General features: G+C 63.2%; 12 protein-coding genes. 7 read left to right on the top strand and 5 right to left on the bottom strand.

Annotated features, from left to right (window positions below; all coding sequences use genetic code 11):
- The first annotated feature begins 19 nt into the window (after window positions 1-19).
- The gene (locus WN72_RS13655) at window positions 20-1,057 is read left to right on the top strand and encodes a substrate-binding domain-containing protein (protein WP_092214437.1); all 1,038 of its coding nucleotides are present in this window, start codon (window positions 20-22) and stop codon (window positions 1,055-1,057) included.
- 277 nt (window positions 1,058-1,334) lie between these two features.
- Window positions 1,335-2,849, top strand: coding sequence for an ABC-F family ATP-binding cassette domain-containing protein (locus WN72_RS13650; RefSeq protein ID WP_092214435.1), 1,515 nt, complete (start codon window positions 1,335-1,337; stop codon window positions 2,847-2,849).
- Between the two features lie 61 nt (window positions 2,850-2,910).
- Here WN72_RS13650 and WN72_RS13645 read toward each other — a convergent pair whose 3' ends face one another.
- From WN72_RS13645 to WN72_RS13630, 4 genes are read right to left on the bottom strand one after another with little or no spacing between them, the layout of a single operon-like run.
- Window positions 2,911-5,283, bottom strand: coding sequence for a PHP domain-containing protein (locus tag WN72_RS13645; protein WP_092214433.1), 2,373 nt, complete (start codon window positions 5,281-5,283; stop codon window positions 2,911-2,913).
- A 30-nt stretch (window positions 5,284-5,313) separates the two neighbouring features.
- Window positions 5,314-6,063: an ABC transporter permease gene (locus tag WN72_RS13640; protein WP_092214431.1), complete on the bottom strand. Its 750-nt coding sequence runs from the start codon at window positions 6,061-6,063 to the stop codon at window positions 5,314-5,316.
- 8 nt (window positions 6,064-6,071) lie between these two features.
- Window positions 6,072-7,073 carry an ABC transporter substrate-binding protein gene (locus WN72_RS13635; protein ID WP_092214429.1) on the bottom strand — a complete coding sequence of 334 codons (1,002 nt, stop codon included), beginning with the start codon at window positions 7,071-7,073 and terminating at the stop codon, window positions 6,072-6,074.
- Window positions 7,070-7,849 carry an ABC transporter ATP-binding protein gene (locus WN72_RS13630; protein ID WP_092214427.1) on the bottom strand — a complete coding sequence of 260 codons (780 nt, stop codon included), beginning with the start codon at window positions 7,847-7,849 and terminating at the stop codon, window positions 7,070-7,072. The genes WN72_RS13635 and WN72_RS13630 overlap by 4 nt, the downstream gene beginning before the upstream one ends.
- Window positions 7,850-8,043: 194 nt before the next feature.
- On the opposite strand from WN72_RS13630, the gene WN72_RS13625 reads away from it, so the two are divergent.
- The 5 genes from WN72_RS13625 to WN72_RS13605 all read left to right on the top strand — a co-directional run bounded on the left by WN72_RS13625 (window position 8,044) and on the right by WN72_RS13605 (window position 12,252).
- Window positions 8,044-8,778 carry a GntR family transcriptional regulator gene (locus WN72_RS13625; RefSeq protein ID WP_092214425.1) on the top strand — a complete coding sequence of 245 codons (735 nt, stop codon included), beginning with the start codon at window positions 8,044-8,046 and terminating at the stop codon, window positions 8,776-8,778.
- A 214-nt stretch (window positions 8,779-8,992) separates the two neighbouring features.
- Complete coding sequence (locus tag WN72_RS13620; RefSeq protein WP_092214423.1) at window positions 8,993-9,787, top strand: sulfurtransferase; 795 nt, start codon at window positions 8,993-8,995, stop codon at window positions 9,785-9,787.
- Entirely contained in the window at window positions 9,717-10,676 is a 960-nt protein-coding gene (locus WN72_RS13615; protein WP_244553702.1) for an HAD-IIB family hydrolase, read from the top strand. The genes WN72_RS13620 and WN72_RS13615 overlap by 71 nt, the downstream gene beginning before the upstream one ends.
- A gap of 220 nt (window positions 10,677-10,896) precedes the next feature.
- On the top strand, window positions 10,897-11,838 hold the full coding sequence (gene epsC / locus WN72_RS13610) for a serine O-acetyltransferase EpsC (protein WP_208617485.1): 942 nt from the start codon (window positions 10,897-10,899) through the stop codon (window positions 11,836-11,838).
- 9 nt (window positions 11,839-11,847) lie between these two features.
- The gene (locus tag WN72_RS13605; protein ID WP_092214419.1) at window positions 11,848-12,252 is read left to right on the top strand and encodes a DOPA 4,5-dioxygenase family protein; all 405 of its coding nucleotides are present in this window, start codon (window positions 11,848-11,850) and stop codon (window positions 12,250-12,252) included.
- A 62-nt stretch (window positions 12,253-12,314) separates the two neighbouring features.
- Here the strand turns inward: WN72_RS13605 and WN72_RS13600 are convergent, their stop codons facing one another.
- Window positions 12,315-13,175 carry a MetQ/NlpA family ABC transporter substrate-binding protein gene (locus WN72_RS13600; protein ID WP_092214915.1) on the bottom strand — a complete coding sequence of 287 codons (861 nt, stop codon included), beginning with the start codon at window positions 13,173-13,175 and terminating at the stop codon, window positions 12,315-12,317.
- Window positions 13,176-13,369 lie beyond the last annotated feature (194 nt).

The raw sequence follows: 13,369 nt of genomic DNA, 5'->3' as shown, positions 1-13,369 counted from the left end.
TTCCCAAAGGATACAAACAATGAGCCGACTAAAATCCATTGCCATCACCGGAGCCGCGGTCCTGGGCTTGGCGACGGCCGGCCACGCCGCCGGATTGTCGGGAGCACCTGCTCCCTTTGACAAGGGCGACGTGAAGATCGCCGTCGTCAATTTCATCGGCGGTGGCGACTGGCTCCAGGCCTTCGAGGCCGGAGCCAAGCGGCAAGCCGATGCGCTGAAGGTCGATCTGCGCATCTCGGAAGCGCGCCAGGATCCTGATGCCCAACGCCGGCTGATCGAGGATGCGATCAACCGGAAGGTCGACGGCATCATCATCAATAATGGCAAGCCCGAGGCACTGAAGGACGAGGCGCAGAAGGCGATCGACGCCGGCATCAAGGTCGTCGCCTATGACGTGAACCTGGACAACCCGAAGATCCCGCAGGTGGAGCAAAGCGATGCCGAAATGGCGCGCCTTGTCCTCGATCAGGCGATCAAGGAGCAAGGTCACGGAATCAAGGGCGGCGTCGTCTATGTCGCGGGCTTCGCTCCGCTCGATCGTCGCTACGCGGTCTGGAAGGACTTTGGCAAGACCCACGGCCTCGAGGAACGCGCCGTCTGGGGCGTCGTCAACGACTCCGTGCCGGCCTCCGTCGCCGACCAGACCAAGGCGGTGTTGCGCGCGCATCCGGAGATCACCGCCATCTTCACGCCCTGGGACGAATTCGCACGCGGCGTGAAGCTCGCGATTGACGAATTGGGCGTCGCCGAAAAGGTAAAGGTCTACGGCGTCGATATCTCGACCTCGGACATCCAAGCGATCATCGAGCCGAAGAGCCCGTGGGTGGCGACGGCGGCGACCAATGCCGCCGTGGTCGGCGAAGTCTCGGTGCGTGCGGTCGCACTGCTGATCGCCGGTCAGGATCCGGGACACTCCGTGCTGGTCAAGCCACAACTCGTCACCCGCGCCGACCTCGTCGAGAAGAACGTCAAGACCATCGAAGAGCTGGCGGACAAAATTCCAGCCTTCCGGGCGAGCGAGGCGGCGACGGCGCCGTGGATTCCGGCGGTCAAATGATCGGAAGATGACGCGGACGGCTGACCGTCCGCGTCATCACATGCATGGGCGCGCTTGGGCCATCGTCTTGCTTGCGCGAGATGGAGTTGATAAGAATCTGTATCTTCAATTTGAAAGAGAGGGGAAGCTGGTGCTCCACCATAGCTTCCAAAATCGAACCCGCGGACCTGTCTCCGCCCCGCGCTTTGTCTCGCGGGGCTGACGGGAGCGCATCGCCGTCTCGTTGTCAGCCTTTCCGGCGCGCCCAGTTGCGCCCTTCTGACATAATGAGATTGCAATGTCCCTCATCGCTATCCAAGACCTTTCCCTGGCCCGTAGTCAGGTCCTTTTCACCGGGGTCAGCTTCACAATCGCCAAGGGAGATCGTCTTGGCCTTGTCGCCGCCAATGGACGCGGCAAGTCTTCGCTGCTGCGCATCATCGCAAATGAGGAAGATGCCACGACGGGAAGCGTGACCCCCGCGCGAGGACTGGTCGTCGCGATCGCGCCGCAGGACCCGCCCGAACGGCTCCTCTCCCTGAGCTTCCATGATGCCGTGCGCGACGCTCTCACGCCCGAGGTCGCCGAGACCGAGAGCTGGCGCGTCGACATCCTGCTTGATGATCTCGCCGTGGACGAGGCGATACGAGACCGTGCCGTTCGTGGCTTGTCCGGCGGCTGGCAGCGGACAATGCTTCTTGCGAGGGCTGCAGTGGTCGAGCCTGATCTGCTGCTGCTCGATGAGCCGACCAATCATCTCGATATCGGTCGGATCGGCGTGCTGGAAAGGGTTCTCGGCGCCGTCCCTCGCGACTGCGCAGTCGTCGTTGCAAGCCACGATCGCGCCTTTCTCGATGACGTGACCAACCGCACCTTGTTTCTGCGCCCGGAGGACAGCGCGGATTTCTCCATGCCTTATTCGCGTGCCTTGCAGGCCTTGGAAGAGCGCGATGCGGCGCGCGACAGGCAGTTCGAGAACGACATGCGTAAGGTCAGAGCGCTGCGGCAGCAGGCGGCGAAGCTCAAGAACATTGGCATCAATTCCGGGTCCGACCTGCTGGTGGTGAAGACCAAGCAGCTGTCCCAGCGCGCGGACAAGCTCGAGGAGCAGGCACGGCCGGGACATCGGGAGCGATCGGCGGGGATGATCCGCCTGACCAACAGCGGTACCCACGCGAAAGCACTGGTAACCATCAAGGACACGGGGATCACGGCACCGGATGGACGCTTGTTGTTTCGTACCGGGCGCTACTGGATCGAGAACGGGGATCGGGTGGCCCTGCTTGGTGCCAACGGCACGGGCAAGACACGGCTCGTCGAGCGGCTGCGGGCGTCCCTTGCCGGGTCGGATCCGGATATAAGGCGGGCGACCAGCCTCAAGCTCGGCTACTCCGACCAGGCGCTGTCGCAACTCGATGCGTTTGCGACGCCTTGGGACGCGGTCAAGCGTTCGAGCAATCTACCAGATCATCAGGCGCGTTCCTTGCTCGCAGGGGCTGGGATCGGCATCGATGCCCAAGCTGCGCCCCTCGCACGTCTTTCGGGAGGGCAGCGAGCGCGGCTTGCGATGCTGATCCTCCGGCTGGCACAGCCAAATTTTTATCTGCTGGACGAGCCGACCAATCATCTCGACATCAATGGACAGGACATGCTCCAAAGCGAGTTGATCGAGCACGGTGCCGCCTGCCTTCTGGTCAGTCATGATCGCACCTTCGTCCGGACGGTGGCGACGCGGATCTGGGTGATCACGAACAAGCGGCTTATCGAGGTTGATGACCCGGACCCGGTCTTCGATAGGCTGATGACCGGCTGAAAACCCGCAAGTTTTTTCTGGCCGTGGTTGCAGAGCTGACCGCTCACCGTGAGGCGGCTCATCAATCAACCGGCGTCAGAAAGATCGGCGAGGTCCAGATCCGCGACTGGTCGCGCTGTCGCGCGGTGATGAACAGCGGATGTTCGACGCCCTTCGTCAGACCAAGCGGCGACAGATCGATCTTGCCGCCGGCATCGCGCGGGAGTGCGCCCTCGGTGATGCGTTCGACGGCTACCTCGAGCTCGACGCCGCTGAGCGTACCCGCGCGGCCGCCTTCGAGAAGTTCGGCGCCAGTGACCTTCAGGCCGAACCGCGGAGCGTGGACATGGGGCGGCGGATGCAGCGCGTCTCCGACTTTCACATAGCCTGTTATGGTGCCATGCACCTCGATCTCGATGCCCGCGAGGCTGGACAGCGTCAGCTCGATGGCATCCGTGTCCCCGTGGGTCGCCGTGGTGAATCCCACAGTCGTCACGTCCTTGCGCCAGGCACGCTGCTCGGGATGGTCGAAGCCGACGCCGCGAACATCCAAAATCGCAGCGCCGGTCACCGTGATCTCGCCGACCCAGTTGGCAGCGCGATAGCGGTCCTTGATGCGCGCGCCGGCAAGGCGCACCCTCACCTTCCGTTCGGAGAGCCCGACGTCCGCGTTCAGGTCGCGAGACCAGATCAAGCGATCCGCATCGAACAGCTGAATCTGTTCCCAGCCCTGATCGCCCAGCAGCCGGTAGATCAGCGGCTCGTTCAATTTGCCGGAGACGACCTCGCCCATCCAGGACGCACCGAACCTGAGACTGGCAAAACCGCGCTCGCCCGTGGTTGCGAAGGTGCGCCGTGCCCGGAGTGCGCGGGCGACGCTCGCCCGATCGAGGCTGTCGGCGAGAACACCGGTCAATCCGCCGCGCGAGCCAAACACGGCCGTGGCTGGCGCACCACCGCCGCAGCGCCCCTGATGTTCGTCACCCGCAGCCGACGCGCCGACACGATAGCCGCGTGACAGGGCGTCGGTATAGAACCAGTGGAACTGCCCCCAAGACGAGCCCACCTCGACGAGACGTTCCAGTTCAGGGTGATGCCAGTCGAGGATGCAGCGTCGCCCGCCCACATGCGGGATCATGAGATGATTTTCCGGATCGTCTGCATAGGCCGCATAGAGCTCGTCGACCGGCCAGACTCCGGGGCGGATGGCCCCGGCAGTCAACTCGTTCCATTCGAATGAGCGTACTGAACGGCCCTCCGCGTCGAAGGGAAAGCGCGGCTTGCCTTCGCCCAGAAACACGACGTTGCGATCGCCCCCGGCGCTGGAATTTCCGCACCATTCCGTCCCGGGATAGCAGACGAACCGACCCGGTTCGTTCAGTCCGGCGATGATCTCGACCGCACGCTCCCAGTCTGTCTGCTTGATGTTGAAGTCGTTGACGGTATAGCCGAGGATATCGAGAGCTGCGACATCGCGGCCATAGGCGAGATTGTAGAACGTATCGTTGGTGCCCACGGTGTCGTGGGAATGCACATGGAGATCGGCGTAGAGTGGACGCTGCGCCTGGGCGAGCGGCTCAACTTGCACAAAGCCGACCGCAGGCGTGGCGATCCCTTCGACTAGGACTTCGAACCGCCACTCGCCTTCGCGCTCCAATCGCACATTACGGACGCGCGCGACGCTCCATCCGTCGCGTGAGAACTCAAGCGGCTGCGATTGCACGCCCCCGGCGGGGTCGGTGAGGTACAACTCGCCGCGCGGCGCCTGGTCACGGCAAACATTGCCCCACACATCCTCCAAGCGGACCACGACATCGAACGGCAACACCGGCGCCACCAGCCGCGGCATCACAAGCGCCGACGCTGACGGCGCCCCGGGCACGATGTCGAGAACGCAATCGCCGGGCACTTCGGCGAATTTCGAACTGCCGAGAGGATCGATGAACATGCGGAAGCGGAAGTTCTTCTCGACAAAGCTCTGCACGCGGGTGCCACCGCCGCCCTGGCGGCGGTCGCCCAACCGGATCACGATGCGGTCGCCGGGATTGAGATAACCGTCGATGACGTCGATGACGATCGCTTTCTGGAACGGGCGCTCGTGCCCCTTCTGGTCGAAGCGCACCTTCAGCCCCTGCACCGTCGACGGGCTTTGCCCCGGCCGCAGCGGTCCGGCGTGATACTCCGCGGAGACGTAGTTGGCGCCAGTCGGATCGGATGTCTGGAACAGGGCCCAGTCGGAATAGAACTTGAAGGCGAGCTTCAGCCAGGCGCCATCGGCCAGGCCAACCGCGCCGACCTCGTAGACCAGTTCGAGCTCGGTCCATTCGCCGGCAACAAGCCTCTTGCGGTTGCAACTCACCCGTCCGAGGAACGGCAGCGCCTTGTTCTGCTCGTACAGGCCGTGCGGAGCGATATAGGTCCCGGCGCGGGCGCGCGGATCAGTTTCTGCGGTCATGCAATACTCTCAATTGAACCGGTAAGAAGGTCAGGGCGCACGCCAGGCCTGGTAGTGACGCTCTAGTCGGCGAAACACGATCGTTTCGGCCAGCCAAGCGATCAGGCCGATCAGCGCGATACCGAGCAGCACCTGGCCGGCATTGCCGACCTGTCCCCCCATGGCGACCATCCAACCGATCCCTTGCGATGCGCCGATCATCTCCGCGGCGACGAGCGCACGCCAGGCTTGACTGAAGCCGATGCGCAGGGCTGCCGTCACGAATGGAAGCGACGCCGGCAGATAGACGTGACACAACAATTGTGCGCGGCTCGCCCCGAGCGTGCGCGCCGCGCGCACCTGGCCACCGACGATGCCGAGCACCCCCTCCTGGATGGTGACGGCCATCGGAAACACGGACGCGATAAAGATGACAACCGCAATCGCAAGATAGCCGAGTCCGAAGAAGATCAGGCAGAGCGGCGCCCATGCGATCGGCGGAATGGCCATGAATAGGCTGACCAGCGGCGAGACGAAGGCTCGAAAACGCTCGGACAGTCCGCCCGCGGTCCCGATTGCCAACGCGACGACAACAGCGGCTCCAAAACCGCCGACCTCGCGCAGGAGACTTGCGCCGATCTGACGGCCGAGATCACCGCTTCGGATCCAGCGCAGCGCCTCGCTCGCCACTTCCCAGGGCTGCGGCAGCACGTAAGGCGGCAGGCGGCTCGCGGCGATACACCAGACCAGCAGCAAGGCCGGCAGCGATGCCCAACTCCACGATGGTTTCGGCAGGCTCATCGACGACGTCAGTTCTGTTCGACCGCGCGTTTCCACGGGCCATCGTCGACGATCTGCTCGACCTTCAGCGGCCGCGCAAGAAAGCCGAGGTCGCGCGAATAGTCCATTAGACGCTGGATAAAGGCGCGGTCCGACGCCGTCAGCTCATCGGCCCAGCCCAGACGCTTGCGAGCCTCGGCCACGACCTCCTCAGGCGGAAGCCTCCTGCCGTTCTGCGCCGTCACCGCTTCCAGCTTGAATTCGCGCGCGATGATCCGATCGGCCTCGGCAGGATGATCGCGAAGAAAGGCGATCGCCCGGCGATGCGCGCGCAACAGCTTCACCAGATCGTCGGAACGATCCTTGAGCGTCTTGATCGGCGCCATCACGACGTACCATGGATAGCCTGGAATGGCTGCGTTGACGTCGAACACAAGGCGGCTACTGCCACGAAGCAGCGCCTGGCTGACGAAAGGCTCCCAGGAGAACACCGCATCCACCGTGCCGGTGTCGAGCGCAGCATTCATGTTGCCGACCGGCAGCTGCGAGAGCGACAGGTCAGTTTCCGGATCGAGAGCCGCAATATCCTTCAGCACGTAACCACGCAGCAGCACGTCCATGCCGCTGCCGCGCGCGACGCCGGCAAGCCTCCGGCCGCGCAGGTCGCTCAGGCCTGCGATCGGCCCGCTTGCCTTGGCGACGATTGCAGCCTGACCGTAATTGACTTTCGCCAGGATGCGACTGTCGAGGCCACGGGAGAACCACTGATAGACCGGCGGCGCGCCGATGTAGCCAACGTCGAGATCGCCGCTCGCCATCGCCTGCTGGATCACCGGACCATCGCCGAACGGCTTCAGCTCGACCTTCAGGCCTTCCTGCGCGAAAAACCCCTTCTGGTCCGCGATCAGCGCCGGCGCGTTGGCCATCGCCGCAACCCATCCGATACGCAGCGGGGTCGGCGGGCTCTGCGCCCATGACGGACTGCCCACCGCGGACATCGCGATCATCGTCCACAACAGATATCTGATCATTGAACTGGCTCCGTTCCAGGAGCAAGGGGCCGTCTCGACCGCGACTCCATGACGCCGGCGATCCGCTGCAAGAGAACGTCGCAGAGCTCCGCAAACCGGGGCAGCGTGCGGCTCCGACGCCGCTCGCGCGGCCGCGGCAGATCGACGACGACTTCGCTGTCGATGCCATCGGGCGGAAAGCCGAGAATGATCACGCGATCAGCGAGAAAGACCGCCTCCTCCACGTCATGGGTGATGAAGAGAATGGTCTGGCCGAGCGTCGACCACAGCCGCAGCAGCTCCTCGTTCATGGCGCCGCGCGTGATCGCATCGAGCGCGGCAAACGGCTCGTCCATCAGCAGAAGCCTCGGCTCGAGCACGAGCGCACGAGCCAAAGCGACGCGCTGCTGCATGCCGCCCGAGAGCCGGTTCGGCAGTTCGTCGGCCACATCGGCGAGGTCGACTAGATCGAGATAATGGAGCGCCTTGCGTTTCTGCTCGTCGCGACCAAGCCGCCCCGCCATGCGAAGACCGAACCGGACATTCTCCTGCACGCTCAGCCACGGAAAGAGGTTCGGCGCCTGAAACACATAACCAAGTTCATCGAGCTCTGGCCGCACCGCGCGGCCATCGATGGTCACGACGCCCGCGTTGGGCGCAAGGAAGCCTGAGAGCAGGTTGAGCAAGGTGCTCTTGCCGCAGCCCGACGGACCAAGCAACGCCACGAACTCGCCGGGCGCCGCCTTCAACGAAACGTTCCGGAAGATGTCCTTACCCGGCCGATATGCGAACTGCATCCCGTCGACGACGAAGGATGCACCGCGGCTCGCTGCCGGAGCGGCGGCGTGCGGCGTTGAAGCCTCATGGGGTCTGGTCTGTAACGCGAGCATGTAATACATTATGATACAAGTTAGCACCGCCGCAACCGGGCATGCCCGCAGACCCCGAAAACAAAAGATCCGCCCCTCTTTTCATCCGGAATAAGAACAGAATGTCCCTCGTGAGAGAAAACGCGACAGCTCTCTACCAACAGATCGCGGACCGGCTGCGCCGGGAGATCGCCGATGGGCGGTTCGAGCCTTCTGGCCGCCTACCCTCCGAAGCCGAGATCGGTACGCGGTTCGACGTCAGCCGGGTCACCGTCCGTCTCGCTCTCGAGGAACTCGACAGGGACGGCCTGATCGACCGGAAGAAGGGCAAGGGCACCTTCGTCGCGGGAAAGCAGGTGCGACACGAACTGAACGTGCTGCGCAGCTTCCATGAGACGCTGCGCCGACAGGGATTGAACGCCACCATGCGCGTCACGGCTCTTCGCGTGGTCGCAACGCCCGCGGGCCTGCGGCCGCTGTTCGGGAGCGCGCGCCGGGAGTGCCTGCTGCTTCAGCGGCTGCACCTGATCGACGGCGAACCGATCGCCGTCGGCCGCAGCTATCTCCGAACGGACAAATCCGACTTGAAGCGCGCAGACGTCGAACGGACACCGACCTACTCGGTCGTCGCGGCCCTTGCCGGCATCCCAGTCATTCAGGCCAAGATGGAGCTGGGCGCGCAGATCTCTGGCAAGGAGCTTGCGAAGGCCCTGAACACGGAAGCAGGCGCGGCGCTATTGACCATGGAACGCACCTCGTATTTCAGAGACGGCACATGTGCAGAGCACTCGACCTTTTTCATCCGGCCGGAGCGCTACAAGTTCGTGTTGAACGGGATCTTCAGTGAGACGGCATGAGACATCGCTGGGCCGGCTCAACGTTCGACGGAGCGCCGGCACGTTCCACCTCTGTGCCGTTTGCTGGCAATTAAATCCCCGATTTCAGCATTTTATGGAATAGCCAGGTAGCGACGATTGTCGGCAAATGGAGCCGAGACGGCGCCGATCCGGCGGTCTTGTCGGGATCGTGCGACGGAGCATGCAACGTTGATGTATCGGCCGAAGGAGTACCATGCCGCACGATCCCATTATCGAAGCGACCGAACTATCGTCTCTTGAGGCATTCCGTCTTCTCGACGTGCGCGAGCCTGCGGCCTTCGCGGCCGGTCATCCCGCGAGAGCGGTCCGGGTGCCGATCGAGGTTTGGGAGGTCGCAGCGAGGTCGGGCGAGACCTCTTTCGAGAATGTCGCTTATTGGGAGCGCGCGATTGCGGCGCTCGGCGTCAACGCTCGCCAGCCCGCCATTGTCTACGATGATGGACGCATGACGGAGGCCGCACGCGTCTGGTTCATCCTGCAATATTTCGGAGCCGACGCACTGATCCTGAACGGCGGATGGCCCGGGATCCGGGAGCGGGAAGACCTGCTGACGCCGGCGATCGAACCGTCGGTTCCGACGACCTTTCGGGCCCGTCCAGGGTCAGGGTCGGTCGGGCTCGTCGATCGACAAGCTCTCAAAGCCCAGCTGGATGACGTCCGGATTTTGGACGCCCGAACCCCAGATGAATTCGCCGGCACGGATCTTCGCCGTAATACGCGCGGCGGCCATCTGCCCGGCGCGCAGCTCCTTTCGCATGCGAGCCTGCTCGACAACAGTCGCCTGAGGCATGCGGACGAACTTCGCGGTCTTCTGGCTGAGGCGGGCTTTCAGCCCGGTGATCATGTGGTCACCCATTGCGATGGCGGCGGCCGCGCCGCCCTCGCTGCCGCGGCCGCAGCGCGGGCCGGATATGACAATGTCCGAGCTTATTATCTCAGCTTCGCCGACTGGGCGAAGGACGAGAGTTGTCCCATCGCTCGGGATTAGACCGGATATCCGCGCTCTCGAGCCCGACCGCAAACCCGGGAGCCGCAGTGACCGACTCCGTGGTGAAACCAAAGAACTTCCTTCTCTCGTTCCGGGTTCCATGCAACTACTTTCCAAAGCAGACCTTTCAGCATTTCGCAGCGTTCGTTTTGTCCTGACCGATATGGACGAGACTCTCACCTTCGGGGGACGCCTTGCGGCCCAAACCTATTCGGCACTCGAGCGGCTGCAACAGGCCGGAGTGCGCGTCATTCCCGTCACCGCCGCTCCCGCGGGCTGGTGCGATCAAATGGCTCGGATGTGGCCCGTCGACGGCGTTATCGGCGAAAACGGAGGATTCTTCTTCCGGCGCCGCGATCGTGGCGAAGGGCTGGCGCGCAGCTTCTGGCATCCGGCGGAGCACCGGAAATCGGTTGCGGATCGGCTCACCGAAATCAGCAGGCAGGTTCGCGCAGCCGTTTCGGGCGCGGCCCTTGCGGAAGACCAGCCGTTTCGCCTGACAAGCGTTGCATTCGTCCAACCCGACAGTTCGACCATGCGCGCGGCCATCGTCACCGCCTTGCGCGACGCCGGCGCCGACGTCGCCGTGAACAATCTCTGGGTGCTCGGTTGGCTTGGAGGTTACGACAAGCTCTCGATGACCAGACGCGTGCTGGCAGAGGTCTACGGCATCGACATCACCCGTGAGCGCGATGACGTCCTCTATATCGGGGATTCCACCAACGATGCACCGATGTTCGACTTCTTCCGCCATACTGTGGGCGTCAGCACAGTGGTGCGCTACCTCAGCGACATTCCGACACCTCCCGCCTGGATCACGGACGGACCAGGTGGTGCCGGCTTCGTCGAGATGGCGAACGCGGTGATTGCATCGCGAGACGGCGTATAGGTCTACCACAGCAAGAGCTGGCACCGCCCGAGCGCAATGCGATCAGGAGGCGTCCGGCCCCAGCACTGGACGCCACTTCTGCACCAATTTAGGGCAGAGCACTGGCGTGCGCATGTCGTCCAGCACGGCATTCTTCTGGGTCGCGACTGTTTCGAATTTTTGCCTCCCGCATGTTCAAAATAGAAAATTGACCCTCAGGATGAACGCGCCATAGCGTGCATTGGATAACGCTCGCCTCTCACGATCCGGTCGCCTACAAGGCGCGGGAGGTCGGCAACTTCGCGATCAACGGGACGATCACTCCGGACCCGCCCTACACGTGAAAAGACACCTCCGGGAGGCGCAATTGCATCATCGCCTGCGTGCTGTTGACAATAACTCAGCCACGATTCACGCGATCTGGCAGTCCCTGCAGAGCGAGGCGGCCGAACTGGCTCGCACCGAGCACGCACTCTCGGTGCTCGTGGACAAGCATGTCTGCGCGCATGTCCGTTTCGAAGACGCTTTGACGGCTTGCATCGTCGGCAGCCTCGCCGATCCACTTTTGCCGCCATCCTTCCTGTCGAGCACAATTGCGCGCATTGTCGAGGAGGACGACGATATCGCTCTGGCCGCCGCGCTCGATCTCGCCGCCATTGTCGAGCGCGATCCCGCTGCCGACGGAGCGTTGAGACCGTTTCTGTTCTATCCGGGATTTCGCGCGCTCCAGATCTATCGCGCAGCGCACCATCTCTGGGCCCGCGGCAAGCGCGACATGGCGCTGCTGTTCCAGAGCATCGCATCAAGACGGTTTTCGATCGATATTCATCCGGCGGCCTCGATCGGAACGGGCATCTTCATCGACCATGGCTTCGGCGTGGTGATCGGGGAAACAGCCGTGCTCGAGAACAACATCTCGATGCTCCACGAGGTCACGATCGGCGGCACCGGCAAACGCGCCGGCCGGCGACACGCGCATATCCGCGAGGGCGTGCTCCTTGCCGCCGGCGCAACCATCCTGGGCGACATCGAAGTGGGTGCCGCCGCGAAGGTGGGGGCCGGAAGCCTGGTGATAAACTCGATCGCGGCGCGGTCCACGGTTATCGGCGTCCCTTCAATTGTAGTGGGATCGACCAGCGGCGATGCTCCAGCGTTCGCGATGGACCAGGGATTGCCGAGTTAGGCGAAGTCTATGACAGTTCAGCCACTCGATACGATCAAGAGCTACCACGCCCATATCTATTTTGATGGCCCCGAGCAGCGCCACGCCGCCGAGACCCTGCGCGAGGAGATTGCCCAGCGCTTCCGAGTCCTGCTCGGGCGCTGGCATGACCGGCTGGTCGGACCGCATACCAGGCCGATGTATCAGGTGGCGTTCGCGGTCGCCGAATTTCCGCGATTTGTGCCCTGGCTCATGATCAACCGGCGCGGCCTCGCCGTACTTATCCATCCCGACACGGGACAACCGCGATACGACCACGTGACCCATGCGATGTGGCTGGGCGAGATACTCGCGCTCAACACCGAACCTCTGCTAGAGCGGGCCGAGCCGGTGTCCGAGATTACCCCGAACACGCAGCCGACCATCGCGCCTTGATGCCCGCGGCCATGAACGAACCCGCCGCCGCATTGCTGAGCGATGCGGCGGCTTTGTCTCGATTAGCGGGTCGCTGCAGCCGAGACCGGCGCCTGCTCGTTCTCCCACGGGAACGAAATGACGTTGCCATAATACTCCTTCAGGATCTGCTTGACCTCGGGGGTCGTCTGGTAGATCCGGATGAACTGCGCGATCCGCGGATCCCCGGCGCGGTCGGGACGGGCGACGAAACGCAGCGCATAGAGATCGTTCGGCTTCTCCAGGACAATCGGGGTGTTGGGGTCGAGACCGCCCAGCTTGGCGAAGGCGGGATAGGTCACGGCCACGTCGACATCGTCCAGCGCGCGGGAGATCTGCGGACCATCGACCTGCACGATTTTCAGTTTCTTGGGGTTCTCCACGATGTCCGCGATGGTGGCGCGATAGCCGACATCAGGCTTGAGCTTGAGCTTGAGCTGACCGGCCTCCTGCAGAAGTGACAAGGCACGGCCCGTATTGATGACGTCGTTGGCGATGGCAATCGTCGCGCCATCCTTCAATTCGCCGAGGCTCTTGATCTTCTTGGAATAGATGCCGTTCGTTGTGGAGTAGCCGAGGCCGACCGGGACGAGCTTGTAGCCTGCCTTCTGAATCGAATCTTCGAGAAACGGGAGATGCTGAAAGTAGTTCAGATCGAGATCGCCATTGGAGACGGCGATGTTGGGCGTGGACCAGTCGCTGAACTCGATGATCTTGACGTCGAGCCCCTGCTCCTTCGCCTTGGCGACGACGATGTCGAGAGCCCCGTTCGTCGGCATTGTCGCGACGCCGACCGAGAGCGAAGCCGCAAGCGCCCCGGTCGCGGCGCATCCAAGAACGGCGCACGCGAGCGTCAACTTGCGAACGAGAGCGCGAGCATTGGGAACGAAGGTCGACGAATTCATGATTGAGCCTGCCGTGTATTTCTTGAAAAGAGAGAGCGGCAATCATGCGGATGAATTCGGCTCTGCACAATGAAACGCTAAACCAAAGTTGGCGGCGCCCGCAAAAAATACGTCGTCAGTAGATGCCAAGTGCGGTGGCATCCTTTCGCAGGCTTTGTCCCGCCAGAAATGGGACGATGTTCTCGCATCGCTGA

It is taken from the genome of Bradyrhizobium arachidis, from assembly GCF_015291705.1.
GTDB classification, from domain to species: Bacteria; Pseudomonadota; Alphaproteobacteria; order Rhizobiales; family Xanthobacteraceae; genus Bradyrhizobium; species Bradyrhizobium arachidis.
This window is presented reverse-complemented; position numbering and strand designations above follow the sequence as displayed.

Coding starts and splice junctions, on each gene's coding strand:
- WN72_RS13645 (WP_092214433.1), bottom strand. CDS start 5,283: ATGACCGCAGAAACTGATCCGCGCGCCCGCGCCGGGACCTATATCGCT.
- WN72_RS13625 (WP_092214425.1), top strand. CDS start 8,044: ATGTCCCTCGTGAGAGAAAACGCGACAGCTCTCTACCAACAGATCGCG.
- WN72_RS13640 (WP_092214431.1), bottom strand. CDS start 6,063: ATGAGCCTGCCGAAACCATCGTGGAGTTGGGCATCGCTGCCGGCCTTG.
- WN72_RS13605 (WP_092214419.1), top strand. CDS start 11,848: ATGACAGTTCAGCCACTCGATACGATCAAGAGCTACCACGCCCATATC.
- WN72_RS13630 (WP_092214427.1), bottom strand. CDS start 7,849: ATGCAGTTCGCATATCGGCCGGGTAAGGACATCTTCCGGAACGTTTCG.
- WN72_RS13635 (WP_092214429.1), bottom strand. CDS start 7,073: ATGATCAGATATCTGTTGTGGACGATGATCGCGATGTCCGCGGTGGGC.
- WN72_RS13650 (WP_092214435.1), top strand. CDS start 1,335: ATGTCCCTCATCGCTATCCAAGACCTTTCCCTGGCCCGTAGTCAGGTC.
- WN72_RS13620 (WP_092214423.1), top strand. CDS start 8,993: ATGCCGCACGATCCCATTATCGAAGCGACCGAACTATCGTCTCTTGAG.
- WN72_RS13615 (WP_244553702.1), top strand. CDS start 9,717: ATGTCCGAGCTTATTATCTCAGCTTCGCCGACTGGGCGAAGGACGAGA.
- WN72_RS13600 (WP_092214915.1), bottom strand. CDS start 13,175: ATGAATTCGTCGACCTTCGTTCCCAATGCTCGCGCTCTCGTTCGCAAG.
- WN72_RS13655 (WP_092214437.1), top strand. CDS start 20: ATGAGCCGACTAAAATCCATTGCCATCACCGGAGCCGCGGTCCTGGGC.